The sequence below is a fragment of the Sphingorhabdus sp. 109 genome, assembly GCF_902506555.1.
Lineage (GTDB): Bacteria > Pseudomonadota > Alphaproteobacteria > Sphingomonadales > Sphingomonadaceae > Parasphingorhabdus.
This window is the reverse complement of record NZ_LR732707.1, coordinates 1,991,751-2,017,404: the sequence shown is the minus strand read 5'-3', so window position 1 is coordinate 2,017,404 and position 25,654 is coordinate 1,991,751. Positions and strand designations below refer to the sequence as shown.

Genomic DNA, 25,654 nt, shown 5'->3' with positions numbered 1-25,654 from the left:
CCGATGTTTTATATCTGCAGGATGCACAATCATCCTGATGACAGTCACGGAGATTAAGGCTATCGAAAAATCATGATCCAGGGACGTATCAGCACCATTTTCTACGCGATCGGTATCACGATCATGATCGGCTGGCTGTTTTACGTGGGTCAGGACATCATCCTGCCGATTGTGACCGCGATCATCCTGCTGCAGATTCTCTATGCCGCCAGCGCCACTGTCGCCCGAATTCCCGGGCTTGGCCAGACGCCCTTGTGGCTCCGCGCCACGCTCGCCCTGATTGGCGTGTTGGCCATGCTTTTTGCCATGACCCGGATGCTGGTGGCCAGTCTGCAGAATCTGGTGCCTTCGCTGCCGGTCTATCAGCGCAATCTGGAAAATCTGTTCGCCCTATGGTTCCCGCTGCCGGCAGACGAGACGATTGGCCGTCCGGAAGTTTCCGAACTTATGGCTTCGCCCTCGGCGATATTTGACCGGGGCACCGAGGCGATCGCCAAAGCGGTACGTGAATTTGCCACGAGATTTTTTACCGAGATCGATATCGCCGCACTGGCCCAGTCGGTGCTGTCCTCGCTGACCAGCTTCGGCGGATTTGTCTTCATCACGATATTATATGCATCCTTCCTGCTCAGCGAGATCACCGGCTTTCCCGAAAAGGTGCGCCGGGCCTTCGGTTCGGACAGCGATTCGACCGATACACTGAACATGATCACCCGGATCAACCATGATATCGGCAGCTATCTGGCAACCAAGACGCTGATCAACATCATCCTCGGTGTCATCTGCTGGGTGATATTGCTGATATTGGGCGTGGAATATGCCGCCTTGTGGGCGATCATCATCGGGCTGCTCAATTATATTCCCTATATCGGTTCGTTCGTCGGCGTGGCTTTTCCGGCGCTGTTCGCCGTGGCCCAGTTCGGGACGCTGACCATTCCTCTGATTGCCACCGGCCTGATGACCACGGCGCAGGTGATCGTCGGTAATATCGTGGAACCGAAAATGCTCAGCAAATCGGTCAATCTCAGCCCGATGGTGGTGCTGGTCTCGCTGGCCATCTGGAGCAGCCTGTGGGGCATTCCCGGCGCTATTCTGGCGGTTCCGTTCACGACGATCTTGATGATCGTGCTGGCGCGCCGGCCGGGAACCAGACCGATTGCCGCGCTGCTCTCTAGCGACGGTAATATCTAGACGGGCGTCGCCGGTGGCTTGAGGCAGAAAGCGGCGAGCATTCCGGCGGCGAGCAGGATGATCGCCCCGGCAAAGGCGAAGTCGTAGCTGCCGGTCGCCTCGAAAACAAAGCCGGCACCGGCAGGCGCCGCAGCGGCGAAGGGCAGAACCACAGGAGCGAACAGGGAATTGATCACGGGAAAGGCGCGCTCGCCGAAATAATTGCCGATCGCCGCGGGGAGCAACACCAGCAGACTGCCATAGCCGGCACCGAATAACATACCCATGGCCGACAAGAGCCATATGCTCTGGCCTTGCCAGAATCCCGCGAGCGCTACCGCCATCAGGGCGATGGACCCGAATATGGTCCAGCGCAGTTCGAACTGGTCGCCAAGCCAGCCGGCCGGAATCCGCGCCAGCCCGCTGCCCAGGATCAGAAGGCCGAATATGGCGGCCGCCTCGATCCCGTTCAGACCATTGTCTGTCAGATGCAGAACGCCATGATTGAGCAAGGCAAAGAAGGTGCCCAGATAACCAACCGATATCACCATCATCAGAAAAAGGGTCGGTTTGCGAATGATCTCCCGCAACGTCCATTCATGGTCGGTGCGATAGGTTTTCGGGTGCGCGTGATGAGCTTGCTCGTCACTGACTGCGCTTATGGGATCGATATTGTCCGGGAATTGTCCGATATCGGCCGGCCGGTTAATGATGAACCGCGTGGCGGCCAGCGCGATGAGGACCATCGCCGCGGCGATGGCCCAGGCGGCCCGCCAGCTGTCAAACCGGTCCATCATCTCGGCCAGAACCGGCTGTGCCAGCGCGCCGCCGAGCGCGCCACCGGTCATGACTATGCCGATTGTCGTCGATCGCTTGACGCTGAACCAGCTGATCATGGCGGTCTGCGCGCAGATCGGGCCGGTCAGGCCAAAAGACAGGCCCATGACCACGCCCCATACCAGAACCCACTGCCATAAATCGGACACTGCAAATACCAGCAGCAGCAAACCGGCCAGCATGACCAGCAACCCGACTGTTATGGTCCGGCGGACCCCCGACCGGTTCAGAAGATAGCCGGTCAATGGATAGGACAGGCCAAGCGTTATCAGCGCCACCGACTGGGCAATGGAGGCGGAGCCGCGGTTCCAGTCCATCGTCTCGACCATCACCGGGAAGACCACCGAATAGGCGAAATAGACAAAGCCGGATGCGGCAAACTGGATGAAGAAGAACAGACCGACATTGGTCCAGCCAAAGAATTTGCGGGGCGCTTGCCCCGTTTGCGCGGTGGTTGCCAACATGCTCTCCTGTGCCGCTTCGTTTTGGCGGTTCTCATGGAGCTTACAGCAATGTCAGTTGTGATCAATATTACAATTGGCGGGGATAGGTTCTTCTCACCAAAATTTGGGCTGTGAGGAATTAGCGATGGATTGCAGAGAAGCTCGAAACCATGCCTCCAATGCGAAATCTGGTCCAAAGTTCGTCAAAGTTCGGACCAAGGAGGCGCTATTTTGCGTGATGTTGGATAGATTGTTGCCGATGTAGGAAGTTTTGTTTCGGGTGGTTTGGCGGCCGAAGAATCGGCGGAACGGCGTTACTTCAATCAAGTGTCTTTGGTAAACTGTCGCCGTGCGTCCGATCAGAAACCAGGCTCGAACGATCCCCTTTGTGGATATTCACGTCTCTTGACCCGTCGGTTTCAGATATACAATTGCGGAGACAGTTGTAACAATCCCCGAATAGCCAAATATCGGCGACTTTAATGCCAGTTACAATCAACATTGCATTGGAGGAATAAACTGTTCCTTCACGATCATTGCGTTGGAGGAACTGTATGACGAAATGGCCACTCAGGATCAGCAAAACCAGCGCGCTGATCTTCTTCATATTATTTGCCGGTTTTGCGCTGATCCTGTTTGGCATGGGACGCCCTCCGATCTGTAGCTGCGGTACGGTCAAGCTGTGGCAGGGCGTGGTGCAATCATCGGAAAATAGCCAGCATCTCACCGACTGGTATTCGATGAGCCATATCATTCACGGTTTTGTTTTTTTCGGGCTGGGACATCTATTGCGCAAGCGCTTGCCGAAGCTGTTCCCGCTTGGCGTGATCCTTGCGCTGTCAATATTGGTGGAGGGCGCGTGGGAAGTGTTGGAAAACTCCTCCGTCATCATCGACCGCTATCGCGAGGCGACCATTTCCTATGGTTATGAGGGGGACAGCATTATCAACTCGATGGCCGATATCGTGTGGATGATCATCGGATTTTTCCTCGCCTCGCGACTGCCTTGGAAAGCAACACTGACAATAGCCGTGATTTTCGAGCTGTTTACCGGCTATATGATCCGCGACAATCTCGCGCTCAATATCCTGATGCTGACTGTACCGATCGAAGCTGTGAAGGATTGGCAGGCAGCTGGCACCGGCTACTGGTTAACCGGGAAGACGTAGCGCCGGATCTGCCGTAGTTTCGCTGTCTACAGGAACCGGCTTGCCCTCAATATCAATCACCGCCTCGGATGCGGGCAGGGCTTCCGCCTCTTTCTTGTCATCATAGAGCTTTTTCGCGATCAGCGCCCCGCCGACCAGCAGCGCGCCGGGGACGGACCGGGTGGCCAGACGGGCCGCGAGCATGCCGAGGCCGAAGTTGCGCAAACCGTGGCCTTTGGTGTGCTTGCGGGCTTCGTATCCCACTGCGGTGGTGAATATATTTCTGATGAGCGACATGTTGTTCTTGTTCCCGGATCAGGAATGATTTCCGACCATATTCTCAGGCCTTACATGGGTATCGTAGGTTTCTGCGTCAACCAGACCGAGTTCCAGCGCGGATGCGCGCAATGTCTGGCCGGTCTTGTGGGCATATTTGGCAATCGCCGCCGCCTTGTCATAGCCAATTACCGGGGCGAGGGCGGTGACCAGCATGAGCGAGTTATCGACCAGCTCCCTGATTCGCGCTTCATTAGCCTCCAGACCTTCCACGCAACGTTCGGAAAAGCTCGACATGCCGATGGAAATTATCTCGATCGAGCGCAGCACGTTGGCGCCGATCAGCGGCTTGAACACATTCAGCTCCAGATGCCCCTGCAGTCCGCCGACGGTCACCGCCTGGTGATTGCCGATCACCTGCGCTGCAACCATGGTCAGCATCTCGCACTGGGTCGGATTGACCTTGCCCGGCATGATCGAGCTGCCCGGTTCATTGGCCGGCAGGTCGAGCTCGCCAAGGCCGGAACGCGGTCCCGACCCGAGCAGGCGGATATCATTGGCGATCTTGGTCAGCGACACCGCCAGCGTGTTGAGTGCGCCGGACAGTTCGACCATCGTGTCATGTGCGGCCAGTTCCGCGAACTTGTTCGGCGCCGAGGTGAATTTCAGGCCGGTGATCTTGGAGATTTCCTTGGCGATATGCTCGCCGAAACTGTCTGGCGCATTGAGCCCGGTGCCGACGGCGGTGCCGCCTTGCGCCAGCTGCAACAATCGTGGCAGCACGCTCTCGACCCGGTCGCGGGCGGCGACCAGCTGCGCGGCATAGCCGGAAAATTCCTGGCCGAGCGTCAGCGGTGTGGCATCTTGCAAATGGGTGCGGCCGATCTTGACGATGGATTTCCACTGCTGCGCCTTTTCGGCAAGGGCATCGTGCAATTGCTCGAGCGCCGGGAACAGCTCGACTTCCAGCGCCCGCGCCGCCGCCACATGCATGGCGGTTGGGAAACTGTCGTTGGACGATTGGCCGCGATTGACATGGTCGTTCGGATGGACCGGATATTTGCCGCCGCGCGTGCCGTAGATCGCCTCGTTGGCGACACCGGCGATCACTTCGTTGACGTTCATGTTCGACTGGGTGCCGGACCCGGTTTGCCAGATGGTCAGCGGAAATTGATTGTCATATTCGCCGGTGCGCACGGCATTGGCGGCTTTTTCGATGGCGGCGGCGATTTCCGGTTCGAGGCCATGGATGCCGTTGACCCGCGCTGCTGCCTGTTTGACCGCAGCCAGCGCATGGATCAGCCGAATCGGCATGCGTTCCTGACGGGGGAAGGGAAAATTTTCGATGCTGCGCTGGGTCTGGGCGCCCCAATAGGCATCGGCTGGCACTTCAATTTCGCCGAGAGAATCGGTTTCGGTGCGGGTGCCGCTCACTTTTTCTTGCCGAAGTCCACCGTCACTACGTTGGAGCCGTCATCGACGGTCTCGACCGCTTCCGTCTCGCCGTCATTTTCCGCAGGATCATGGTCATCGATATCGCCCTCGACCTCGTCAACGTGGAACTGCAGGGCAAAATCCACGGCCGGGTCGACAAAAGACGTGATCGCCGCGAACGGAATATGCAGCATCGAACTGATCTGGTTGAAACTCAGGCCAACTTCGAAACGGTCCTTGTCAACTTTCAGATCCCAATAGCGGTTCTGGATGACAATGGTCATCTCGTCCGGGAACCGCGCGATCAGGTGATCGGGGATATCTACGCCGGGGGCGCGGGTCTTGAAGGTGATGTAGAAATGATGCTCACCGGGCAAACCGTCTTTCTCGACTTCCCTCAGCACACGGCCAACCACCGCACGCAGGGCTTCCTGAACGATTTCGTCGTAAGGAATCAGGCTATCGGGTGCGTCATCACTCATTTGCACTAGGTGGCGTGAAGCGGGCATCGGGTCAAGAGCGTAAAATGAATTTTGCGTTGACCAAAGGCCGCGAAATTCTTGCCTGATTTGTCCAAGCCACTATAGGCCTCTTGCATGAGAACAGCGACAATCGAACGAAATACCAAGGAAACCGAGATTTACGTCGAGTTGAACCTCGATGGAACCGGTCAATATGATGTGTCGACCGGCATCGGTTTTCTCGATCATATGATCGAACAATTTTCGCGCCATTCGCTGATCGACCTGAAATTGCGGATCAAGGGCGATCTCCACGTTGATCAGCACCACACCACCGAGGACAGCGCTATTGCGGTCGGTCAGGCGATTCATCAGGCGCTCGGCGACAAGGCGGGGATCGTGCGTTACGGCAGCGCCTATTCGCCAATGGACGAGACGTTGAGCCGGGTGGCGCTCGATATTTCCGGTCGGCCCTATTTTGTCTGGAACGCGGGTTTCACGCAGGAGCGGCTTGGCGAGATGGACACGGAGCTTTTCAAACACTGGTTTCACAGCGTTGCCGATGCCGCTGGAATAACGCTGCATGTCGAACTGCTTTATGGCGAGAATAATCACCATATTGCGGAAAGCATGTTCAAGGGCTTTGCCCGGGCGATGCGTCAGGCGGTCGAACGCGACCCGCGCAAGGGCGATGCGATTCCCTCGACCAAGGGGCAATTGGGCGGTTGAGTTGCACCATGTCTGAAACCATCGCTCTCATAGATTTTGGTGCCGGCAATTTGCATAGCGTGCACAATGCGCTGGTCGCCGCAGGGGCTGGCAAGGTCACTGTAACCGCTGACCCGGAGGAGGTCGCGCGAGCCGACAGGATCATATTGCCCGGTGTCGGGGCATTTGGCGCCTGTCGCGATGCCCTGGGAGCCATTGACGGCATGGTTGCAGCAATGGAAAAGCGGGTGCGCGCCGAAGGCGTGGCTTTCCTCGGTATCTGTGTCGGGATGCAGATGCTGGCCGACAAGGGTATCGAATTTGGCGAACATGAAGGCCTTGGCTGGATCGGCGGCACGGTAAGGGCGATCGAGCCTGCCAGCGATGATATAAAAATCCCGCATATGGGCTGGAATGACGTGACGCCGACCGAGGGACATGATCTGCTCGAGCCCGGCGAAGCTTATTATTTGCACGGCTATCATTTTGACGCCGCGAACCAGGCGGAGATTCTGGCCAAGACCAGCCACGGCGTACCTTTGGTGTCGGCGGTCGGTCGCGACAATATCGTCGGTGTGCAATTTCACCCCGAGAAAAGCCAGGCCTATGGGCTGGCCTTTCTCAACCGTTTTCTGGAGTGGAAACCATGATCGTATTTCCTGCTATTGATCTCAAGTCGGGCGAAGTCGTTCGCCTGGCAGAAGGCGATATGGATCGTGCCACGGTTTATGGCGACAATCCGGCAGAACAGGCCGGTCTGTTTGCCGTTGCCGGCGCCGAACATATCCACGTCGTCGATCTGGATGGGGCCTTTGCCGGCTCGCCGAAAAATGCCGAAGCGGTAGAGGCCATTGTCGCCAGCTTCCCGGGCTATGTGCAATTGGGTGGCGGCATTCGCAATCCCGAGACGGTCGAACGCTGGTTTGGACTGGGCGTCGCCCGGCTGGTGATCGGTACCGCCGCGCTGAAAGATCCGGACTTCGTCAAGGATATGGCGAAGGAATATGAGGGCGGTATCGTTGTCGCCGTTGACGCGCGCGACGGCATGGTCGCGACCGAAGGCTGGGCCGATGTATCGGATGTCTCCGTCCGCGATCTGGCGCGGCGTTTTGAAGATGCGGGCGTTGCATCGATCCTGTTCACCGATGTCGGGCGCGACGGCATGCTCACCGGCTGCAATATCGAAGCCACCGTCGATCTGGCGCGCGGGGTCGATATTCCGGTGATTGCCAGCGGCGGGGTCAAGGGACTGGATGATATCCATATGCTCAGCCAGTTTGCCAAGGACGGGATCGAAGGCGTGATCACCGGCCGGGCGCTTTATGACGGGCGGCTCGATCTGGCGACCGCGATCGCGATGGCCAATCGTGGTTAAACGGCCCAGTTCCGTTCGTGTCGAGCGCAGTCGAGACACATTGGTTTCGCGCGCAAACGTCTCTCGACTTCACTCGACACCAACGGCGGTGCGCGCATGACCGTCCGCATCCGCGTCATTCCCTGCCTCGATGTCGCCAATGGCCGGGTGGTCAAGGGCGTCAATTTTGTTGACCTGCAGGACGCCGGCGATCCGGTCGAGCAGGCGCAGGCCTATGATGCTGCGGGGGCCGACGAACTTTGCTTCCTCGACATTACCGCCAGCCATGAGAATCGCGATACGATCATCGATGTCGTGCGGCGCACGGCCGAGGTCTGCTTCATGCCGGTCACCGTGGGCGGCGGTGTCCGCACGGCGGATGACGCGCGCGCTTTGTTGATGGCGGGGGCGGACAAGGTGGCGGTCAACAGCGCCGCCGTTTCGCGGCCGGAAGTGGTCAGCGATATTGCGACCCGTTTCGGCAGCCAGTGCATGGTGGCGTCGATCGATGCCCGCCAGATCGAGCCGGGACGCTGGGAAATCTTCACCCATGGGGGCCGAACCCCGACCGGCATTGACGCGCTGGAGCACGCTGTCCGCATGGCCGAACTGGGAGCAGGGGAACTGCTGGTCACCTCGATGGACCGCGACGGCACCCGCGATGGCTATGATCTGGACCTGACGCGCACGATCGCTGATGCGGTGTCGATACCGGTGGTTGCCAGTGGCGGTGTCGGCAATCTCGATCATCTGGTCGACGGCGTGACCCGGGGCCATGCCAATGCAGTGCTTGCGGCCTCGATATTCCACTTCGGCCAGCATACGATTGCCGATGCCCATACCGCCCTGCGCGCCGCCAATCTTCCCGCCCGGCGTTGATGCCAAGGCGGCCCATTTTGGTGAAGCGCGCAAACTTGTGCCGCCAGGGCTTGACGAACGGGCGATTTCTCGCCCAAACCGCCGTTGATGACTGATATCCTCAAATCTCTCGAGCAGACGATCCTGCAGCGACGCGACGCGGAGCCGGATCAAAGCTATGTCGCGAACTTGCGTGCCAAGGGGCGCGCGAAAATGGCGGAAAAGCTGGGCGAAGAAGCGGTCGAATCGGTGATCGCCGCGGTGCAGGATGACAAGACCGCAATGATCGGCGAGGCGGCCGACCTGCTGTTCCACCTGATGGTCCTGCTCGCCGACATGGGTTTGTCGCTGGACGACGTGACCGCCGAACTGGCCCGTCGGGAGGGCCTGTCAGGGCTGGAGGAGAAAGCCGCAAGAGGAGCAAGCTGATGGCGATTGACCCAACCCAACCCTATGACGACGATAATATTTTCGCGAAAATCCTGCGCGGCGAAATTCCCAACAAGACGGTCTATGAAGATGAATGGGTGCTTGCCTTCCATGATATCAATCCACAGGCGCCCGAACATGTTCTGGTGATTCCGAAAGGCCGCTATGTCAGCTGGGATGATTTTTCGGCCAAAGCGAGCGACGCGGAGATTGCCGGATTTGTCCGCGCTGTCGGCCATGTGGCGCGCGCAGCCGGGATGGTCGAGCCGGGCTATCGCCTGCTCGCCAATGTCGGCCAGCATGGCCATCAGGAAGTGCCGCATCTGCACGTCCACATTTTTGCAGGAAAACCGCTTGGTCCGATGTTGATGCGGAGCTAGTAACAAAAGCAACAAGGCCGGAACTGGTCAGTAATCGGGGGATTTGAGATATGGCAGGCGCAGTATCAGCAGGTGGTGATGGTTGGTCTTCGCGGACGGCTTTTGTTTTGGCAGCGATCGGCTCGGCTGTAGGTCTGGGCAATCTGGTTCGTTTTCCTGCGGAAGCTGGTGCGAACGGTGGCGGTGCCTTCGTCATATTCTATATTTTCTGTGTTTTGCTTATCGGCCTGCCGATCCTGCTTTCGGAAACGGTGATCGGACGACACGGGCAGGCCTCGGCTGTCGAGAGCATGAAAAAGGTTGCGATCGAGTCTCGCGCCTCGACCTGGTGGTCGTTGACAGCCGGCGTCGGGATGTGCGGTGCCTTACTGGTGCTAGCCTATTATAGCGTTCTGGCCGGCTGGATCGTGCATTATATCGGCGTGTTTGCAGGGGATTTTTTTAGCGCGGTCGGTGCGGGCGCTCCGGCGCGAGGGGCATTGCACGGCTATTCGGTTGACGAGGTGCAAGCCATTTTGCCCGCCCTGCATGCCAACAGTACTGAAATGATCGTCATGCATGCGATTTTCATGGTGTTGACGATCATTGCGGTCGGTCGCGGTGTCAGCAGCGGGATCGAGAAAGTGGCCGTCTGGTTGATGCCGACATTCTTCTTTCTATTGATCGGGATCACCATCTATGGCGCGTTCACCGGATCATTTGGCGCGGCGTTGTCCTTCCTGTTCGATTTCGAACCGGCCCGGTTGCTCGACCCCGCGGTGCAGCTCTCCGCGCTGGGACAAGCCCTATTTTCCCTGTCGCTCGGTTCTGCCCTGATGATCACTTATGGCGCCTATGCCGCGCGGGATATTAATCTGGCGAAAACATCGGTCCAGATCGCCACAGCCGACACGTCGGTTGCGATCATCGCCGGGCTTGCCATCTTCCCGATCACCTTCTCGGTGCTGGCGCCCGCGAGCCTGAACGCCATACTCGATGGTCAGGAACAGGTTCAGGGTGGTCTCGGTCTGCTCTTTGTCAATCTGCCGGTGGCCTTCCAGACCATGCCGGCCGGATCCTTGATCGGTCTGCTGTTCTTCATCATGGTATTTTTTGCTGCACTGACCAGTGCCGTCGCGCTGCTCGAGGCTTCGGTCAGCTGGGCCATCGGCCGTTTCAAACAGCCGCGCTGGCTGGTTACTCTCCTGCTTGGCGGGCTTGCCTTCCTGATCGGCGCATGGGCCAGCTTTTCGTTCAACAGCCTAGCGGATTTCCACCCATTCGACTTCATGATCTTCTCCGGACAGCCGGTTTTCGGGATCCTTGACGAATTGACCGCGAAAATATTGCTGCCGACATCCGCTCTGCTGATGTCGATTTTCGTCGGCTGGATCGCCGACCGCAGGCTGATTGAGAGCGAGAATGGGCTCGATGGCAATTTGCATCGCGTTTGGCTTTTCCTGGTACGCTGGCTCTGCCCGCTGGTGATAACCGCGATTCTGCTGACCGGCCTGTTTCCCGGAATTCTGGAGCAGGGATAGCAGATGGCCGGTACGAAATCACCGAAATGCCCGGTTTGCGGCAATGCTGCGGTGGAAAAATGGATGCCGTTCTGCAGCGCCGGCTGCAAGGATCGCGATCTGCTGCAATGGCTGGGCAACGGCTATAAAATCCCCGGACAGGCGGTTTCTCCGGACGAACTCGCCGAACATTTGACCGGGGATTCCGGCCGAAATGGCGAGGTGTGAAGGGGCTTGATAAATCCACCATTTTTAGGCTGGACAAGCGGCAATAGCCCCGCCTATAGCGTCGCTTCCTAACGAGGCCCGCGCAGCGCGCAGGTCCAGATGCCCGAGTAGCTCAGTTGGTAGAGCAAGCGACTGAAAATCGCTGTGTCGGTGGTTCGAATCCGCCCTCGGGCACCACCTTTTTCCTTGATTTCCAATGTCTCTCGGCGTCCCGAGCGTGTGCCAATTTAGTGCCCAGTTCTTAGAGGGTTAGCTGACGTCGTATGGGGGTGCCGGTGACCAGAGACCATTTGGCAGCGGCCATAGGAGGGCATAATACCCATTTATCTCCATGGCCCTAAACGCTGGCACCAGATGCACTATTGGATTTAAGTGGTTATGGGCTTCAGTTGAAGCCGAAAAGCTTGCGCTGTGCTATCCAGCAGAGCGGAACATTCCCGATCCGCAGGATCCTGCGACCTGTCAGATCAACCGGCTGCGTGCCATCGACAATCGCGCAGATAATGTCAGGTGCTAAATAACTCAGCCGGGCGAGCGGTTGGACATGTCGCGAACTATATTCTGCGATCATCGGTGAAGGTTTTCCTGAGAGCAGAAGATCTTGTGCTGCAAAAGCATGGGCGATCAGTCGCAGAAGCACCGGATCGGGGTCACGTCTGGGTAGGCCTTGATCAGGCGCGATAGCGAGCTTCAAGTCCGATCCCTTGCTCACCAGCTTGGCCTTGACGGAAATTGGGGTGAACTCATCCTCGTCTGTTGCTTTGGAGTATATTTTTATGGCAGCTTCGTGGACTTCCACGCGGGTCTGGCGGCCGAGCAATATTCTGCGCTGCTCCCTGATCGTCATGTCGGGCAGGGCTTTCGCAATCTCCCGACGTTTGTCGATTTGATCGGAGAGCTGCTCAGCGGTCTCAGACCCGTCAGAAACGATATCGCCTGGTTGCTTGGCAATGGCACCAACCACCAAGCGCTCGATTTCTCCAGCCGGCATCCGCCATTTGATTGATTGCTCTCCTGGCAGTGGCCGTGTCACATAATAGCGGAATCGCTTTGATCCCTTGGTCGCATGAGTGGGTGTCATCGGCTTGCCATCTGGATCCGTGATAATGCCTGTGAGCAGACTTGGGTTGCGACTTTTCTTGCCCAGTGCATTGGTGCGTCTATTTGTCTGAAAGTTGGACTGGACAAGATCAAACAGTTCTTGAGAGATGATGGGCTGGTGGGCTCCATCAAAGATATTTTCCTTATGTTTCACCTTGCCAGCATATACAGGGTTCTGAAGGAGATGGGTCACGGTGCCGGTCTTGAAGGTTACTCCGCCCACAACTTTCCCGGTTTTCCAGATGCGCTGTCTGGTCTTGAAGCCCTTAACCGCCATTTCCTCCACCAGTTGCGGGACTGATTTTGTCTCTGTGTAGCGCTCGAACATCCAGCGCACGATTACCGCCTCAGATTGGTTGATCACCAGCTGGCGTTCCACAACATCATATCCGAACGGAACCCCGCCCCCCATCCACATGCCCTTCTTCTTGGATGCCGCCACCTTGTCGCGGATACGTTCTCCGGTGACTTCCCGCTCGAATTGCGCGAATGACAGCAGGACGTTTAGCGTCAGCCGTCCCATGCTGGTGGTCGTATTGAACGATTGGGTGACGCTGACGAAGCTGGCTTCATTCTCGTCCAGTATCTCAACGATCTTTGCAAAGTCGGCGAGAGACCGCGTCAATCTATCGACCTTGTAGACAACGATGACATCGACTTTCCCAGCTTTTACATCATCCAGGAGCTGGGTGATAGCCGGCCGGTTCATGCTCCCGCCCGACCAGCCACCATCGTCATAAAGCTCGGAAACGGCTTCCCAGCCCTCGCTGGCCTGGCTGAGGATATAGGCAGCGCATGCCTCGCGCTGCGCATCGAGGCTGTTAAAATCCTGCTCAAGGCCATCCTCGGTTGATTTGCGGGTATAGATCGCGCAGCGCAGCTTTTTGGGTTTGTCAGCCATTGGCAGCTGTCTTCGGTGTATATCCACTTCGCTTCTTCAAGCCGAAGAAGCGCGGACCGGACCAGTGAGCACCGGTTATCTCGCGGGCAATATGGCTGAGACTGTTATAATGGCGGCCTTCAAACTCAAAGCCGTCATCGCAGACCAGCACATGATAGCTTTTGCCGTTCCATGACCGCACCAGCCTGGTTCCGGTCTTCAACGAGATGGCATGCATGTGACCGGCCTTTCCTGTGCGCTCGACGCGTTTGCGCAGCCGCCCGATTTCTCGCTTGGTGGCGCCTGTCAGGCTGCCGTGCACACGTTCCTGCAGACGATTGGCGATACCGCGTCGGAGCAGGTCAGGTCCGATGTCCGGTGCCGGCGATCGATATGTCTCGCGCCAAAGCGAACGCAGCTGGGCAGGGGGCATGGTCATTAACTCGGTTAACTGCTGTTCGAGCCCAGTCATGATGCAGCCTTTTCGGTATTCTGTTCAGATGTCTTGGTGTCCCCCGTCAGCGTTCGATAGACAGATTGCGGTTCATTAACATGTGAGTGTTTTGGTATCATCGTAGTGACGCAAGGAACGAAGATGAGACCAAAACAGAAAAATTCCAAAGCTAGTGCTGAANGGCAATCGTATCATCACCGCGCAGGCCTTCCAGCACGATCCGTATCTTCTCTTCTGCACTATACTGCTTGCGGGTTTGACGGCGGATGTCCTTGACCACGCGTTCAGCACTAGCTTTGGAATTTTTCTGTTTTGGTCTCATCTTCGTTCCTTGCGTCACTACGATGATACCAAAACACTCACATGTTAATGAACCGCAATCTGTCTATCGAACGCTGACGGGGGACAGCATCAACAGGTGCTTCCTCGAATGGCGTAAAAGGTGCATCGGATGGGACGGTCATGACACCCGAGTTGAGGTGCGCGTAGGTTGGTGTTCCCAATTCTGTTGCGCATCTGGATACTGCATCTTTCACGCCTTCGGCATTGGCGGCATTGCAATAAAAGAAGCTGCCACCAACCTCATGTGCGAGAGCGGTGCCTGCTTCTTCCTTGATATCGCAAATCGCCAGTTTCGCGCCAGCAACAGCGGCTTGCCGAGCGACCTGCTCGCCAATGCCAGCTGCGCCGCCCAAGAGGAAAAAGACCGAGCCTTTCATTCCGGGGCCTAGCTTACGATCGCGGCATATTTCTTCAGCTGCTCTTGATTGAAGCCGCTGATCCCGGCTGTGCCATCATGCGTGAGGCCGCCATCGGGATAGAAATTGGTCCCTGTGACCCACGATGAATCGTCCGAAGCAAAAAACGCAACGACCGGCGCGATGTCTTCAGGGTTGCCCATCCGGCCAAGCGGGAAAATCTCATCACGAATTTTCTTGGTTGCTCCAACTACGGCTTCGGCCTGTTCGTAGGAAATGCCCGCCCGCATGGCATTGGAGGCGATAATATGACGGCCTTCGACCGAACCGATGGCGAGACTGTTGAACCGAATGTTATCGCGTCCATGCTCAACCGCCAGAGTCTTCATCAGCGCCTGCAGTGCGCCTTTTGCGGCGCTATAGGCGGCAATATGCTTGATGCCGACATTTGCCGTCATGGAAGAGCTAACCAGAACGCTGCCCGATTGTTGCTCGATCATGGTCGGCAAAGCTGCACGAATGGGAAGCCATTGACCGGTAAGTTCCAGCTCGAGGCAGTCGGTCCAGAAGGCTTTGTCCTGTTGCAAAGCTTCTTTGACCCATACTTCCCCGGCATTGGAAAATATCATATCGATACGCCCGAATTTTTCCACCGTCTTGGCGGCCAGCTCGGCGCAATCATCTTCGTTGCGTGTGTCGGAAACCAAAGCCAGAACCTCAGCACCTGCTTTGCGAGCTGCTTCAGCGGCGGCATTTAGTTCTTCTTCGCGAATGTCAGAGAGAACCAGATTTGCCCCCTCCTGCGCACAGCGCAATGCCGCTGCGGATCCGATGGAGCCGCCGCCGCCCGTCATAACCAGTGTTTTTCCGCTCAGTCTCTTCATGGTTAATTCCTTCATATGTAAATTTGGATTGGGATTAGCATTCGATGGTCATGGTCACTATTCCAGCGCGAAACCAGCGATCAACTTTGCTGCATCGACAACCATTTCGCGTTGTTTCTTGGGGTCCATGTAGTGGGTTGCATCAAAATAATGATGCCCGGTGAACCGGTCGCCCATGGCATCTTCCCATTGGCGCAAATAATCGGGGTGAGCGCGGTGATCACCTTTCTGAACGATGCTCAGAACCGGGACGGTCGTTTTCCGCATGTCCGATGGGCCGTCGGCGTGACTTATCTCGGTTGCCCATTGGCTGAGCCATGACCGCAGGCTGGTAAAGCGGCCCAGGCCATTGCCCGCCAAATTCATTTCCTGGATCGCGTTTTTATCGCCTTTGAAATCAGAGGTCTCGGCGAACATGAACGGGTCGGCGTTGGTTCGATGCACCACGAACGCTTCATCGGCTCCCGGACCATATTCTTGTTCCAGCTGCGCAAGACGCGCCTTTACCCAATCGGTAATACGCAGCATCCGTGCAGCTTGACCGGCTCTAATTTGGGCAATGAAGTCATCGGAAAAAGGCGGTCCGTTATCCGGATTGAATACATCAAGAGCCGGATCGGTTTTGCTGAGATCATTCTCGTCGAGCACCGACGCATCGAGCACGTTGCGCAATGTCTGCGAGCGCCCCAGATGGTGGCCGAACAGAACGAGCTTGTCGGCGGGTGGCAGATGTTCCGGCAACAGGCCGCTGGGCCGTCCGTCGGGCAGTTGCGTCGCGGTCAGATTCTCTGCCTGTGCCTGATAAAAACAGAGCAGCGAGGCGCCGCCAGAAAAACCCAGCAAGATGATCTTTTCATAGCCACGCTCCTTCAAAAAACGCACGGCTGTGCCGACATCTTGAGCGCAACGCTCCATGTTTAGCGTCGCATCATTGCCCGCAAAGCGCGTGGCAATCGCCGCACAGGGCAATCCCATCATCTTGAGCGGTTCGAACATGTAAAATCCGGCTACGGGCACAGTCGGATGGGAGAAGATAGCCACGGTTTTATGATCCGGTATGCCGCTGTCAGGTTCATATAAATCGACCCTGACGGAAGGATTGCTGTTCACCGCAGGCGGATATAGCTCGAATGGTAGCCCCTTTTCAGCGCTGAGCAGAAAAGAATGCATGGGAAGCGCTTTCACCGGGTTCACTGCCCAATTCCCGCAGATGGACTTATCACTGTTTTTCTCACTTCATTGAACATGTGCAATTGCTTTCGGTTGGGCATTGTCGTCCCCCTGCATCATCCGTTGGCGGCGACCATTGCTTCATAGGCGGGCGTTGGGATGACACGCCGGAATGGATCGATGCTGACCGCATCAAAGGTGCGCTGCAACTTGCCGCCCTCGGCTTCGATCTGCTTGCGATGCATCTCGAACATCTTGCGATGTTCGTCCAACGGGCCGTGCGTCACGGCCTGGGGCATATGCCAGAGCTCGGGCGCCACGACTCCTGCGAACAGCGAGCGAATGAACAGAACTTCTTCGGTGTCCAGATTGCGATGCCGGCTAGGCAGCTCTTCCGCCTCTGGATCACTGACGCCGGACATCGGCCGGAAGGCTACACACAGGAAGCTCGAAGATTCAAAGATGCACTAGGATGAAGGGGCTATGTGCATTCGCTCCGACGTTACATGCCGAATGTCTTTCTCACTGAGGCGGAAGGGAAACAGGTCTCCTTTCCAGCCGATCAGATCAAAGGGCAGCTCCTCGTAAAACCAGGAGGTCAATTCATCCCCCTGTTTCAGCTTTAGCTCCCATTCATCCTGTTCCGGCCAATCATAGGATTCCACTTCGGGTACACCCAAAACGCCGGTGTCAAATGGCGTATGCCGCCCGAGCATCGCATGCTCGGCGATATTGATGGGCGCGATGGACTCAACAACCAAGGCGACCGTTTGGGTTGCGGGCATCTGGCGGTAACTCACGCCTTTCGGGATGTAGATATAATCTCCGTCCGAATAGGACAGCGGGCCAAATTCAGTCGCGAAAGTACCGCTGCCTTGCTGAACATAAATCAGCGTATCGGCGTCTACGTTGCGGATCAGAAAAGGCATGTCCGCCGTACGGCGGCTGAGCGAAATTCTCACCTCGTCGTTGTGCAACATCAGTGTCGGCAGGCCAGTCTCACTGTCCTCATCACTGACCTTGAAGTCTGCGATCTTCGCCATGCGCAGATTGAGCGAACCTTCAACACGCTTTGGCGCGCGTGCTGGCTTGCCATGGTAAATCATGGACGCAGGGCCAAAAAAAGCTTCCCGGCTTATATGCTCCTCGCTCATCTCCCGCACACCCACGCGTGCCTGAGGCACGTGCACACCGCTGCTTTTCTGAATCCAAGAGTTTTTCATCCTCGCCATGCCTTTCGAATCGGTGCCCAGCGGCAAACTAGATGGACAGTTATGTCTAAATGACACGAATGTCAAATTAGCATTGATGCTGCCGATGATTTGGGGCTGCCGTCGACTGGTCTAGTTTCCATTGGGTGCGTTGAGGGGCCTGGACCTGCGCCTGAAGTCTTTCGACTGACTGGGAATCACGGTGTCAGGACACAACTCCTGCCAGCCTCCACAGATTGTGCCCTTTGGCAGGTCGGGAGCGGGTATGGGCTGGTGCGGGATGTGTCAGCGTAACTGAAACAGATTCTAGATATGCTTTAACAGCGCAGTCAGTCCTGACTGACCGGATCCGTTTATCACGCCCAGCGCTTGCGCAAGATCATCGGCGGCGTTCCTGACACGGTCACGCAGATCCGACCGCGGATCGGCCCGCCATTGTTCGACTGCGCAATCGAAAATCGCGGACGTCAGCCAGGCGATGGCTTTCGCTCTCCGGCCGGGACCGGGTTCTGCGGAGATGTGTGGGGCGAGTAATTCCTCCAGCATCTCGCGCTGCATCGATCGCCAGGATGCAGAGCGATCGGCAAAATTTGGAGATGTCAGTCCCCGTTTGAGCCGTTTCCGATTGAGTGTGTCGCCAGAAAAAGCCAGCACCTGTTGGATCGTACCAACTAGGGCAGCCGTTTCTGGCGGCAGGCCCTCTTCGAGCCTTTGCTCGATGAAGCGGCGCTGGTCTTCCACGGCGCGGCGGACATCCAGGTAAATCACGTCATCCTTGGTCTCGAAATACCGGAAAAAGGTCCGGACGGAAATGTCGGACCTATCCGCGATTTGCTCAACCGTTGTAGCTGCATAGCCGCCGCCGTCCTCACCGCCATTCTGTTCGAACAACTCGGTCGCGGCTTCGATAATCCGGCGACGCTGCCGCTCCCGACGGCGCTCCGCTGGCGTCATATCACGTTCATCGTCAGCCATATGGAACACCCTCTTTCTCTGGGAAACCGCATTTCCCCAAATGGGCGAAACCATGATTGATTTCCAAGCAGCGACAATTTGGCACAAATGCCAATAATGCACAACCAAGGAGATTATTATACCCGGCGATGACGGTCCGGAGCGAAAACATCTGGCTTCCGCTTTCGGGACTGGGCAAAATCACTGGGATATATGAAATCGGGTGCATTTCAGACCGGCGGTAATTGGGCCGATAGGAGAATGCCCACATTAATCTGCAAGATTGTGACAAAGCAGACATTGTCGTGCGCGTTTCAGGACCTTCCTCTCGCCCCAGCCGCGAACAAAAAAGCCAGATCAACAAGCTGGGTGCTTCCAGAGCCACCAAAACAATCCAATATGATGTGCCCGGGCTTTGAACAGCCATGTATAATATCGGATACCAGAGTGACCGGTCTGACCGTCGGGTGCATGGCAAGTTCATCGCCTCGATCTGCGCTGATGCTGCTTCTACCCGTATAGTCCCATACATTGGTCCGGTAACGTCCCGTATCGCCCAGCCCAAAACTGTCAATATGCTCCCCGGTTCCGTGCTTGACTACGAAGATGAGCTTATGCTTCGACCGGTAAAAAGTACCCATGCCGCCATTGGTCTTGGTCCATACGACCAGATTTTGTGTTCGGCAAACGCGGTGGTACCTATGGTTAAAAGTTCGCCCATGTGCCGCCAGTCCATGCAGACGAAAACGATGGCGCCAGCATCCATATTGACTAACATGTTGCCAAGCGTTTCAATTTCGGCTCCCGTCTTCGCTATGGCTGGTGGAACTTTTCAGTTCGGCCGGTTGCACACTTGCTGTCTAGATGCTTGGCGAACAATCCTATTTCTCTGAAAGCGGCACGCTATGACCGCAGTTTGCCGGTGACGATGCCGTCAGGTGTCTTCGCTCGCCAACCCGCCTTAACTTGGATCAGGCACGCCCGTTCTGACGGCGTCTGTGCCAACCCTTTCAGCAGCAGATCGCCATTGCATCGTCGCCCATCTGAAAAAGGGGTCACGGAACAGTGCAATTTGCTCCGCAGAAAGGTTCCAGGGTTTGGTCCGCTGGTTGAAATGCAGCACGCGGATGTCTCGCGGCACGACCGGTTCCCGCCTCTCGATCAACATCCGATGTTTCAAGAGATAGTTGTGGCTCCAATCCACGTGCCTGACGCGATCGGCAAAGACCAGATTATAGATCGCCTGATCATGCAGACCACATTCCAGCTTGTTGAACCGCAACTCCGAAAGTTCGGTCAGGGCGCGACTGAAATCATCTCCGGTCAGAGAAGGCTGGCCGAACAGCATGACACCGGCATTGAACGTATGATTGAGCCGTCCGGGGCCGCGCTCCACCTCGGCCAGCGTAACAGCGTCTCTCGCCTGTCCTCGCAAGAAACAACCATCGCCGGTTGCAATAACATCGCTTTTGATGTCGAACATCGAGCCGATCGGACCGAGGAAGAGCGTGTCGCTGTCGCAAAACAGCACCCGTTCCGCTCCAGAAGGTCGAAGCACTTCGAGGGACAGGAATCGCCCGCTGGTCTCGGACAGACCAGGGATGGCGTCAGACAGTCGGGCAATCCGCTCAACCAAGTCCTGCCCGGCAGGCACGATCCTGATCCGTGGAGAAACACTGCGCAGTGCGGCCTCTGCCGTATTAGTCAGGCCGTCGGTGATGGTTATCAGTTGGCCTTGGAAATCGGGATGGAAACGCAGAAACGAGGCAAACATGACACAGGCCCCGGGAACAAAGCTTTCGGTTGCCACCGTCACCAGCTGCATGTTCTGCGATGCGTCCATGCTCATACGCGCGGATCGATATCGAGCATTTCGAGCGCGGCCCGCCGGCGGCCAAATCGCGGGCTGCGATTCCCCCGTGGCCTGATCGGAAGTTCGGAGAGATCCTTTCGAAGGCTGGCAACGTCAATCATGTTGCCGCGTTCCAACTCGCCATGCAGGGCTTTGACCAGCAACGGCCGGGCTTCCTCGAGCGCATCCACCATGGCGAGCGACCGTGTAGGTTCGGTTTTGTTGCGGTTTTCGGCGACTGGTTCGGGTGCGTGGCGGCGCAGCATCTGCCGCATCAGCCAACGGCTCTGGGTTCCCCGATCGAACATCTCCGGCGGGAGGCCGAGCGCGAATTCAAGCAAATATCTGTCCAGAAGTGGGTACACATATCTTAAGCCACGACGAGAGCCATGTTCCGCCCAGGCTTCAATACGCATATCCAGATAACCGTCGAGCAGCATATTGCGCCGCGCTCCTTCCGGCGATGCAGCCAGTCTGCGGACGAACCGGTTTCGCGGATTGAAGCGACAGAAGCTCGGACGCTTGAAGCTTCCTGACGACCTGCCGAGAGCAAAGGGTATCTGATTTTTCAGGTCTCGTTTCACGAGGCGGACCAGCCCGCGCAAGGCGCGAGCAAACGCGCGTATTGGCCCGCTCCCCGAACTGCGCCCGATTTCCGCCAGGCGCTGCCAGTCTCCCGACAACAGCAACGACGGCATATAACCGCTACCGCGATAAGAGATGCCTTGGTCACCGCCATGACCGGAAAAAATCGTGGAGCAGCCCGCGCGATGAGCGACTTTCTGAACGGGAATTTCCATGATCAGCATGCTTGAGGTCGGATGCAGCACCGGATCACGCGCGAAAAATTCGAGGACGCTCTCAACATCGGGCGGATGGCGATGTATCGACAGATCGAGTGCACCACAGAATGTCGCAAGTATCGCCGCTTCGGGATGGCTACGATCCGCCTTCGTTATGGGCTCCGGATTCCAGGTAATTGCCATGGGTGGCGCTGCGTCGGCAGCCCTGCATTGCTCGGTCAGAATCGCGGTCACGGCTGACGAATCAAGGCCGCCGGTAACATGCGTGGCTACCGAGCCTTGGGCTGGCAACCGGTTCTTCACCGCGCGAGCAAGAATGGAATCGAGCGCTTCGACATAATCCCCGTCAGAATCAAAACGAACCTCGGGAATCCGTTCGAACCTCCACCAGCGCTCTTCCTTCAATCCGCTTTCCGAAAATTCGAGCCGGTGTCCCGGACGCAATCGTGATACTGACTTGAGCATTGTCCGGCCCGGCGGGAACAGCAGTTCCGTATCCAGAAAATCTGCAACCAGCCTGCTATCGATTTCCCCGGATATGTCCGGCGCCCCTGCGACCGCGGCAAGCTCGTTGCCAAAGACCAATATGTCGCCGGCCCGTGCAAAATAAAATGGCACAATGCCGACATGGTCCCGTGCGCACAGTGCGCGGTGCCGGTTGGCATCCCACAGGGCAAAGGCAAAGTCGCCGTACAGACGCGCAATACAGTCAGCACCCCAGCGCCGATAGGCCGCTATAACAAGCGCCAGATCCTGTTCGCGGGTGACGTCACTGCCCGACATTCCCAGTATTTCGGCGAGTTCGCGGCGATTGTCGATTCTCACGGATCCCGCGCAACTGATGCCTCCCGGCTGGTCGATCAGAGAATAGGTCGAGACATCCACCGGGCTATCGGCGGTCAGCCGCTTGGCAGCCGCTTGAAAGCCCCCTGTGGCGAAAGTCGTGATCGGGCCCACGCCTTTCTCCGTCAAGGAATGTGCCATATCGGATATCATTTCTGATTCCGAGAGAGGGGTGGCAGTAAGTTTGATCCTGCCACAAAACAGAGACATGTCGGTCCATTCCCAAGATCAGGCAGCGGCGTGCATTGTCGGCGTGCCGTATGTGCATATGATATCAACGCTTTATTCCGGCGGCGTTATCATGCAAAGCGCGCGCATGGCAAGCTTGCTCAAATTCGGTGCACAGCATGATCCGGCGCAAACGATCCGGACACATTTGTTCGTCATCAGCCCGAACAATTCCGGATCAACCTTTCTGCGACGCTCGTTCGAATTCAGTGACAAAGTCTGGTGGCTGCCGCGCGAGGGTCAACATGTCCCAGGCTATGTCGGGCCATTCACGCGTGATTCCCACGATTCCTTGACCTGGAACGCCTCTGCTGACAGTCGTGCACGCTATTGTGATCCGTCTGTCTATGACTGGCAGCGGACGAGGAAGGCATGGTATTTTCTGGCTCGATCATATGGGGTCGACGCCTCTGTATTCGTTACCTCGTCACCGCCTTTTCTGCTTAATATGGATGTTCTGGACCAGCAGTTCGACGATGCTCGGTTCATCCTTTTGACGCGAGATCCTTATGCGGTTGCCGAAGGTATATTGCGCAGGCCGATTGAACAGCGGCTGGCAGCGGGCGACAACAAATATCAATTGGTCGCCAGACATATCGGTCACTGCTTCCGCTGGCAGTTGCGGAACAGGGCTAATCGCCAAGTAAACTCTATTTGGCTGACATATGAAAGCATGACCGATGATCCCGTCGGCACGGCGGCTCGCATTCGGCAATTCATGCCAATGATCGACGATTATGCTCTGGATCAACCGATTCCGGTAAAAAATCGCTATTTCGAGACAGCGCGGAATATGAATGGTGACGCTTTTTCAAGATTGCAACCCCATGCAATCGACGACCTGCGTGCCGGATTTGCTGATTTTGCTGATGAGATCGAGGCGCTGGGTTATGCTTGGCGCGGGCTGTTCTAGTTTTTACCTACAATATGGGTCAAAAATGAAACATTAGTCGGCACGAATATTCAGCCTATGGACGGCAGAACCAGTCAGAATATGGAAAACAGATTCAGCTGCTATACCAAGCGTCATCACCTGGACTGTTGAAATCAAAAGTGCCACCTTCTGTTGCCCGTATCACGTCGAACGTAAGGACGGTCGGCCGATCCCAAGCCAGACGTTCACAAGAATCTTGCTCGGACCCAGTTTCTTTTACCACTTTTTCAGCCATTATCGATTCCTTCAATTACCGTTATCCATGATTACGCGAGCAGCATTTTGTTTTTCATGCAGAAGTTTCTCGTTTGAATCAACAGATTTACGCATGATCGCGCATTAATTTCCAGTCGGTTCTTTTCCGACCACGACCATCTGCAACGCAGACAGTTCCGTCAGAAAATCCGACATCTCGCTCAGACATTGCTCGGGTGATACATCGTAGCGGTTACAAAGCCTGTCCCGAAGCAAGTCGATCTGAACCGGCTGTTCAATTTCACGCCATATCGCTGAACCGATGGAATTGAGTTCGTGATAATTCCCGGTTTCAATGTTCATAGTCATTGTCTTGTCACCCAGTTCGGTGAACATTATTTCAGGGTTCCGGCAAATGGTGGTTGCGAGGTCCATAACGCTACTCTCGATCAAAGTCATTTTTGAAGTTTCCTAATTGCCAGTGGATCGTCCGTCAAGTAGCCCAGCAGCCGCATTCCTGCCTCCTGATCGCGCTCGATCTGACGCTGTTGTTCGGTGGTTAGCACCTCCCGCCATTCATCGCTTGTCCCGTTTCGGAAAAATCGATCTGTCGCGGTGGAACGCTGGTTGAACCCTTCCTTGCGCTCCAGATTCTGCAATCGGTCAAATCGCGTGGCCGCAATGGCGCTTTCGATGGTGTCGGCACAAAAATCAATACCGACAAAATCCAGAATTTTCCTGACCGCACGGTATGGATCGGCCTTGAGCGCTTCATATTGCACCACATGGACCGGAATATGGTTTTGGCCTATCCAGCCGGTCACATGGTCGGTCCAGCGGCCTACACTTTCATGTATTTCTGGGTCGCCTAGAGAGGTCCGCCTGTTTGGATCGTTCATGATCTCCGCGGATTCTGCGATTCCCGTGCCAAAGAAATGTGCGTGGGAAATGACGACCTGCCGCGGATCGCGGGCAATATAGACCGCGACCGCCCCCTCCCGACCATCAAACACAGGTCTCCCAGAAGGACTCCACTTAAACTTCATATGGGTCTTGTGATACTCTATCCCTCGAACGCCGCGTGCCAGTTCGGCCGTAAACTCGGGCAAAAGATCCTGCCGTTCGCGAATGCTTAGCTCGCTCCAGCACACGCCCATGATATCTTCAAACTCATTCGGACTGACCGGACCGCCTCGGCCCACCATTGCGTTGATATCGAACATATCTGCCGAATCGACGGACAACGCGGACAGGATCGCACGCACCCAGGTATTGCCTGACTTGGGATAGGAGGCCAGCCAGACCAACCGATTGGTCACGATTGCATATTCGCGAGATCCGACCGAACCCGGTTGACGATAGCGTCTGCCAGTTCCGTAAAGCGCGCGCCTTCGCGAGGACGGATCAGGCGATAGGACTGCACTTGCCGGGCGGTCGCGGCCAGGGACAGAAAAAATCCGGGCAGTGCGCCTTGCGCCAAAGCAGCCCGCTTGCGATGAATGTTCGCATTCAGCAGTTGATGAAGCTCTGACAGGTCAAGCGCCGTCAGCTCGAAATCGCCTTCGATGTGCGGCTCTATCTTGAAAAGATGCGACAATTGCACGGGTGAGGAGTGAAATTGCTTTGGCGTAACTAGATATTTTTCAACGCCGTTCATCCGCTGGTCGTCAGGGGTTACCGTCAGGTCCAGGGCAGTGGTTGCGCTGCGCCATAGCCCGATCTTGGGGAACGCGGGCACCGCCAACACGGTGTCGCCCTGCTCGATTTGCAATCCCAGAACATCATCGGCAACCAAGGGAAAACCGCGTTCGGCCAGCACAGCAGCGGTTGTCGACTTACCGGCACCGGAATTACCAAAAAAACCTACTGCATTGCCGTCAATCAACACGGCACTGGCGTGAAGTGGGACGATATTGCGTTGTTGCAAGAGGGCGGTCAAGGCAGATCCGGTCAGCAGCAATCTGACCATATCGGGTTCGGTGCCGCCGACAATCATTTCCCGTCCATCCCGAACCAACACGCCGCTGCCGTCACCATGGTGGATCAGGAAGCAACCCGGCTTTGCCCACCACAGCCCGCGACCACGTGTGCCTTCGCCCAGATCCTGCGGTATTTCGCCACGCACGACAGTCACATCCACTGCTGCCTCGTCAACCGGCTCGAACGGCAAGGCAATTTCCGACGCGAAAATCAGTCCATAAGCGCGATAATAGAGGGGCACT

Annotated in this window: 30 protein-coding genes, 1 tRNA gene and 1 pseudogene; 12 read left to right on the top strand and 20 right to left on the bottom strand. The window is 56.6% G+C overall.

Annotation, left to right across the window (positions count from 1 at the left end):
- The first annotated feature begins 72 nt into the window (after nucleotides 1-72).
- Nucleotides 73-1,191: an AI-2E family transporter gene (locus tag BOSE62_RS09495; RefSeq protein ID WP_159645381.1), complete on the top strand. Its 1,119-nt coding sequence runs from the start codon at nucleotides 73-75 to the stop codon at nucleotides 1,189-1,191.
- Here the strand turns inward: BOSE62_RS09495 and BOSE62_RS09490 are convergent.
- Entirely contained in the window at nucleotides 1,188-2,471 is a 1,284-nt protein-coding gene (locus BOSE62_RS09490; protein WP_159645379.1) for an MFS transporter, read from the bottom strand. The genes BOSE62_RS09495 and BOSE62_RS09490 overlap by 4 nt on opposite strands.
- Before the next feature lie 533 nt (nucleotides 2,472-3,004).
- On the opposite strand from BOSE62_RS09490, the gene BOSE62_RS09485 reads away from it, so the two are divergent.
- Entirely contained in the window at nucleotides 3,005-3,619 is a 615-nt protein-coding gene (locus BOSE62_RS09485) for a DUF2585 domain-containing protein (protein ID WP_159645377.1), read from the top strand.
- Here BOSE62_RS09485 and BOSE62_RS09480 read toward each other — a convergent pair.
- From BOSE62_RS09480 to BOSE62_RS09470, 3 genes are read right to left on the bottom strand one after another with little or no spacing between them, the layout of a single operon-like run.
- Nucleotides 3,602-3,895 carry a hypothetical protein gene (locus BOSE62_RS09480; RefSeq protein WP_159645375.1) on the bottom strand — a complete coding sequence of 98 codons (294 nt, stop codon included), beginning with the start codon at nucleotides 3,893-3,895 and terminating at the stop codon, nucleotides 3,602-3,604. The two genes, BOSE62_RS09485 and BOSE62_RS09480, sit on opposite strands and share 18 nt — an antisense overlap.
- An 18-nt stretch (nucleotides 3,896-3,913) precedes the next feature.
- Nucleotides 3,914-5,308 (bottom strand): class II fumarate hydratase, encoded by a 1,395-nt coding sequence (fumC, locus tag BOSE62_RS09475; RefSeq protein WP_159645373.1) that lies wholly within the window; start codon nucleotides 5,306-5,308, stop codon nucleotides 3,914-3,916.
- A complete protein-coding gene (locus BOSE62_RS09470) occupies nucleotides 5,305-5,790 on the bottom strand; it encodes an SspB family protein (RefSeq protein WP_159645370.1) in 486 nt (161 codons plus the stop codon). Before BOSE62_RS09470 ends, fumC begins: the two co-directional genes overlap by 4 nt.
- Before the next feature lie 114 nt (nucleotides 5,791-5,904).
- Here BOSE62_RS09470 and hisB point away from each other — a divergent pair, with 114 nt between their 5' ends.
- The 9 genes from hisB (at nucleotide 5,905) to BOSE62_RS09425 (ending at nucleotide 11,402) form a co-directional block, all read left to right on the top strand.
- Nucleotides 5,905-6,498, top strand: coding sequence for an imidazoleglycerol-phosphate dehydratase HisB (hisB, locus tag BOSE62_RS09465; protein WP_159645368.1), 594 nt, complete (start codon nucleotides 5,905-5,907; stop codon nucleotides 6,496-6,498).
- A gap of 8 nt (nucleotides 6,499-6,506) precedes the next feature.
- On the top strand, nucleotides 6,507-7,127 hold the full coding sequence (gene hisH / locus BOSE62_RS09460) for an imidazole glycerol phosphate synthase subunit HisH (RefSeq protein ID WP_159645366.1): 621 nt from the start codon (nucleotides 6,507-6,509) through the stop codon (nucleotides 7,125-7,127).
- On the top strand, nucleotides 7,124-7,852 hold the full coding sequence (gene hisA, locus BOSE62_RS09455) for a 1-(5-phosphoribosyl)-5-[(5-phosphoribosylamino)methylideneamino]imidazole-4-carboxamide isomerase (protein ID WP_159645364.1): 729 nt from the start codon (nucleotides 7,124-7,126) through the stop codon (nucleotides 7,850-7,852). Before hisH ends, hisA begins: the two co-directional genes overlap by 4 nt.
- A gap of 96 nt (nucleotides 7,853-7,948) precedes the next feature.
- Nucleotides 7,949-8,710, top strand: coding sequence for an imidazole glycerol phosphate synthase subunit HisF (hisF, locus tag BOSE62_RS09450; protein ID WP_159645362.1), 762 nt, complete (start codon nucleotides 7,949-7,951; stop codon nucleotides 8,708-8,710).
- 87 nt (nucleotides 8,711-8,797) lie between these two features.
- Entirely contained in the window at nucleotides 8,798-9,118 is a 321-nt protein-coding gene (locus BOSE62_RS09445) for a phosphoribosyl-ATP diphosphatase (protein ID WP_159645360.1), read from the top strand.
- Nucleotides 9,118-9,498, top strand: a complete 381-nt coding sequence (locus tag BOSE62_RS09440) for a histidine triad nucleotide-binding protein (RefSeq protein ID WP_159645357.1) — start codon at nucleotides 9,118-9,120, stop codon at nucleotides 9,496-9,498. The genes BOSE62_RS09445 and BOSE62_RS09440 overlap by 1 nt, the downstream gene beginning before the upstream one ends.
- A gap of 50 nt (nucleotides 9,499-9,548) precedes the next feature.
- Nucleotides 9,549-11,018, top strand: a complete 1,470-nt coding sequence (locus BOSE62_RS09435) for a sodium-dependent transporter (protein WP_159645355.1) — start codon at nucleotides 9,549-9,551, stop codon at nucleotides 11,016-11,018.
- Between the two features lie 3 nt (nucleotides 11,019-11,021).
- Nucleotides 11,022-11,225: a DNA gyrase inhibitor YacG gene (locus BOSE62_RS09430; RefSeq protein ID WP_159645353.1), complete on the top strand. Its 204-nt coding sequence runs from the start codon at nucleotides 11,022-11,024 to the stop codon at nucleotides 11,223-11,225.
- A gap of 101 nt (nucleotides 11,226-11,326) precedes the next feature.
- Nucleotides 11,327-11,402 (top strand) — tRNA-Phe (locus tag BOSE62_RS09425).
- A 208-nt stretch (nucleotides 11,403-11,610) separates the two neighbouring features.
- On the opposite strand, the gene BOSE62_RS09420 is transcribed toward BOSE62_RS09425, so the two are convergent.
- The 12 genes and pseudogenes from BOSE62_RS09420 to BOSE62_RS09365 form a co-directional block, all read right to left on the bottom strand.
- Entirely contained in the window at nucleotides 11,611-13,227 is a 1,617-nt protein-coding gene (locus BOSE62_RS09420; protein WP_159645351.1) for a recombinase family protein, read from the bottom strand.
- Nucleotides 13,220-13,678 (bottom strand): DUF2924 domain-containing protein, encoded by a 459-nt coding sequence (locus BOSE62_RS09415; protein ID WP_159645349.1) that lies wholly within the window; start codon nucleotides 13,676-13,678, stop codon nucleotides 13,220-13,222. Before BOSE62_RS09415 ends, BOSE62_RS09420 begins: the two co-directional genes overlap by 8 nt.
- A 163-nt stretch (nucleotides 13,679-13,841) precedes the next feature.
- Nucleotides 13,842-13,982 (bottom strand): annotated as a pseudogene (locus tag BOSE62_RS09410) (IS3 family transposase); the annotation flags it as partial.
- Nucleotides 13,983-14,019: 37 nt separating this feature from the next.
- Nucleotides 14,020-14,379: an SDR family oxidoreductase gene (locus BOSE62_RS09405; RefSeq protein WP_159645347.1), complete on the bottom strand. Its 360-nt coding sequence runs from the start codon at nucleotides 14,377-14,379 to the stop codon at nucleotides 14,020-14,022.
- A gap of 8 nt (nucleotides 14,380-14,387) precedes the next feature.
- Nucleotides 14,388-15,242 carry an SDR family NAD(P)-dependent oxidoreductase gene (locus tag BOSE62_RS09400; protein ID WP_159645345.1) on the bottom strand — a complete coding sequence of 285 codons (855 nt, stop codon included), beginning with the start codon at nucleotides 15,240-15,242 and terminating at the stop codon, nucleotides 14,388-14,390.
- Between the two features lie 57 nt (nucleotides 15,243-15,299).
- On the bottom strand, nucleotides 15,300-16,412 hold the full coding sequence (locus BOSE62_RS09395; RefSeq protein WP_159645342.1) for an alpha/beta hydrolase: 1,113 nt from the start codon (nucleotides 16,410-16,412) through the stop codon (nucleotides 15,300-15,302).
- 116 nt (nucleotides 16,413-16,528) lie between these two features.
- Complete coding sequence (locus BOSE62_RS09390; RefSeq protein WP_159645340.1) at nucleotides 16,529-16,834, bottom strand: hypothetical protein; 306 nt, start codon at nucleotides 16,832-16,834, stop codon at nucleotides 16,529-16,531.
- Nucleotides 16,835-16,879: 45 nt separating this feature from the next.
- On the bottom strand, nucleotides 16,880-17,635 hold the full coding sequence (locus BOSE62_RS09385) for a homogentisate 1,2-dioxygenase (RefSeq protein WP_159645338.1): 756 nt from the start codon (nucleotides 17,633-17,635) through the stop codon (nucleotides 16,880-16,882).
- 294 nt (nucleotides 17,636-17,929) lie between these two features.
- Entirely contained in the window at nucleotides 17,930-18,598 is a 669-nt protein-coding gene (locus BOSE62_RS09380; protein ID WP_159645336.1) for a TetR family transcriptional regulator, read from the bottom strand.
- Nucleotides 18,599-18,891: 293 nt separating this feature from the next.
- Nucleotides 18,892-19,218: a DNA methyltransferase gene (locus BOSE62_RS09375; protein WP_236553959.1), complete on the bottom strand. Its 327-nt coding sequence runs from the start codon at nucleotides 19,216-19,218 to the stop codon at nucleotides 18,892-18,894.
- 320 nt (nucleotides 19,219-19,538) lie between these two features.
- Nucleotides 19,539-20,426 carry a glycosyltransferase family 8 protein gene (locus BOSE62_RS09370; protein WP_159645334.1) on the bottom strand — a complete coding sequence of 296 codons (888 nt, stop codon included), beginning with the start codon at nucleotides 20,424-20,426 and terminating at the stop codon, nucleotides 19,539-19,541.
- Entirely contained in the window at nucleotides 20,423-22,216 is a 1,794-nt protein-coding gene (locus BOSE62_RS09365) for an asparagine synthetase B family protein (protein WP_159645332.1), read from the bottom strand. Before BOSE62_RS09365 ends, BOSE62_RS09370 begins: the two co-directional genes overlap by 4 nt.
- A 175-nt stretch (nucleotides 22,217-22,391) precedes the next feature.
- Here BOSE62_RS09365 and BOSE62_RS09360 point away from each other — a divergent pair, with 175 nt between their 5' ends.
- Nucleotides 22,392-23,216: a sulfotransferase gene (locus BOSE62_RS09360; protein ID WP_159645330.1), complete on the top strand. Its 825-nt coding sequence runs from the start codon at nucleotides 22,392-22,394 to the stop codon at nucleotides 23,214-23,216.
- 94 nt (nucleotides 23,217-23,310) lie between these two features.
- On the opposite strand, the gene BOSE62_RS09355 is transcribed toward BOSE62_RS09360, so the two are convergent.
- From BOSE62_RS09355 to BOSE62_RS09340, 4 genes are all read right to left on the bottom strand, one after another.
- Nucleotides 23,311-23,472, bottom strand: a complete 162-nt coding sequence (locus BOSE62_RS09355; protein ID WP_159645327.1) for a hypothetical protein — start codon at nucleotides 23,470-23,472, stop codon at nucleotides 23,311-23,313.
- A 104-nt stretch (nucleotides 23,473-23,576) separates the two neighbouring features.
- Nucleotides 23,577-23,828 (bottom strand): PqqD family protein, encoded by a 252-nt coding sequence (locus tag BOSE62_RS09350; RefSeq protein WP_236553958.1) that lies wholly within the window; start codon nucleotides 23,826-23,828, stop codon nucleotides 23,577-23,579.
- Nucleotides 23,829-23,887: 59 nt separating this feature from the next.
- Complete coding sequence (locus BOSE62_RS09345; RefSeq protein ID WP_159645321.1) at nucleotides 23,888-24,751, bottom strand: sulfotransferase domain-containing protein; 864 nt, start codon at nucleotides 24,749-24,751, stop codon at nucleotides 23,888-23,890.
- Complete coding sequence (locus tag BOSE62_RS09340) at nucleotides 24,748-25,653, bottom strand: hypothetical protein (protein WP_159645318.1); 906 nt, start codon at nucleotides 25,651-25,653, stop codon at nucleotides 24,748-24,750. Before BOSE62_RS09340 ends, BOSE62_RS09345 begins: the two co-directional genes overlap by 4 nt.
- Nucleotide 25,654 lies beyond the last annotated feature (1 nt).

Coding starts and splice junctions, on each gene's coding strand:
- BOSE62_RS09485 (WP_159645377.1), top strand. CDS start 3,005: ATGACGAAATGGCCACTCAGGATCAGCAAAACCAGCGCGCTGATCTTC.
- BOSE62_RS09490 (WP_159645379.1), bottom strand. CDS start 2,471: ATGTTGGCAACCACCGCGCAAACGGGGCAAGCGCCCCGCAAATTCTTT.
- hisB (WP_159645368.1), top strand. CDS start 5,905: ATGAGAACAGCGACAATCGAACGAAATACCAAGGAAACCGAGATTTAC.
- BOSE62_RS09350 (WP_236553958.1), bottom strand. CDS start 23,828: ATGTTCACCGAACTGGGTGACAAGACAATGACTATGAACATTGAAACC.
- BOSE62_RS09495 (WP_159645381.1), top strand. CDS start 73: ATGATCCAGGGACGTATCAGCACCATTTTCTACGCGATCGGTATCACG.
- BOSE62_RS09390 (WP_159645340.1), bottom strand. CDS start 16,834: ATGTCCGGCGTCAGTGATCCAGAGGCGGAAGAGCTGCCTAGCCGGCAT.
- BOSE62_RS09385 (WP_159645338.1), bottom strand. CDS start 17,635: ATGAAAAACTCTTGGATTCAGAAAAGCAGCGGTGTGCACGTGCCTCAG.
- BOSE62_RS09440 (WP_159645357.1), top strand. CDS start 9,118: ATGGCGATTGACCCAACCCAACCCTATGACGACGATAATATTTTCGCG.
- BOSE62_RS09405 (WP_159645347.1), bottom strand. CDS start 14,379: ATGAAAGGCTCGGTCTTTTTCCTCTTGGGCGGCGCAGCTGGCATTGGC.
- BOSE62_RS09400 (WP_159645345.1), bottom strand. CDS start 15,242: ATGAAGAGACTGAGCGGAAAAACACTGGTTATGACGGGCGGCGGCGGC.
- BOSE62_RS09375 (WP_236553959.1), bottom strand. CDS start 19,218: ATGGGTACTTTTTACCGGTCGAAGCATAAGCTCATCTTCGTAGTCAAG.
- BOSE62_RS09395 (WP_159645342.1), bottom strand. CDS start 16,412: ATGCATTCTTTTCTGCTCAGCGCTGAAAAGGGGCTACCATTCGAGCTA.
- BOSE62_RS09435 (WP_159645355.1), top strand. CDS start 9,549: ATGGCAGGCGCAGTATCAGCAGGTGGTGATGGTTGGTCTTCGCGGACG.
- BOSE62_RS09365 (WP_159645332.1), bottom strand. CDS start 22,216: ATGGCACATTCCTTGACGGAGAAAGGCGTGGGCCCGATCACGACTTTC.
- BOSE62_RS09470 (WP_159645370.1), bottom strand. CDS start 5,790: ATGAGTGATGACGCACCCGATAGCCTGATTCCTTACGACGAAATCGTT.
- hisH (WP_159645366.1), top strand. CDS start 6,507: ATGTCTGAAACCATCGCTCTCATAGATTTTGGTGCCGGCAATTTGCAT.
- BOSE62_RS09370 (WP_159645334.1), bottom strand. CDS start 20,426: ATGAGCATGGACGCATCGCAGAACATGCAGCTGGTGACGGTGGCAACC.
- BOSE62_RS09430 (WP_159645353.1), top strand. CDS start 11,022: ATGGCCGGTACGAAATCACCGAAATGCCCGGTTTGCGGCAATGCTGCG.
- BOSE62_RS09420 (WP_159645351.1), bottom strand. CDS start 13,227: ATGGCTGACAAACCCAAAAAGCTGCGCTGCGCGATCTATACCCGCAAA.
- hisA (WP_159645364.1), top strand. CDS start 7,124: ATGATCGTATTTCCTGCTATTGATCTCAAGTCGGGCGAAGTCGTTCGC.
- hisF (WP_159645362.1), top strand. CDS start 7,949: ATGACCGTCCGCATCCGCGTCATTCCCTGCCTCGATGTCGCCAATGGC.
- BOSE62_RS09445 (WP_159645360.1), top strand. CDS start 8,798: ATGACTGATATCCTCAAATCTCTCGAGCAGACGATCCTGCAGCGACGC.
- BOSE62_RS09380 (WP_159645336.1), bottom strand. CDS start 18,598: ATGGCTGACGATGAACGTGATATGACGCCAGCGGAGCGCCGTCGGGAG.
- BOSE62_RS09355 (WP_159645327.1), bottom strand. CDS start 23,472: ATGGCTGAAAAAGTGGTAAAAGAAACTGGGTCCGAGCAAGATTCTTGT.
- BOSE62_RS09480 (WP_159645375.1), bottom strand. CDS start 3,895: ATGTCGCTCATCAGAAATATATTCACCACCGCAGTGGGATACGAAGCC.
- BOSE62_RS09415 (WP_159645349.1), bottom strand. CDS start 13,678: ATGACTGGGCTCGAACAGCAGTTAACCGAGTTAATGACCATGCCCCCT.
- BOSE62_RS09360 (WP_159645330.1), top strand. CDS start 22,392: ATGGCAAGCTTGCTCAAATTCGGTGCACAGCATGATCCGGCGCAAACG.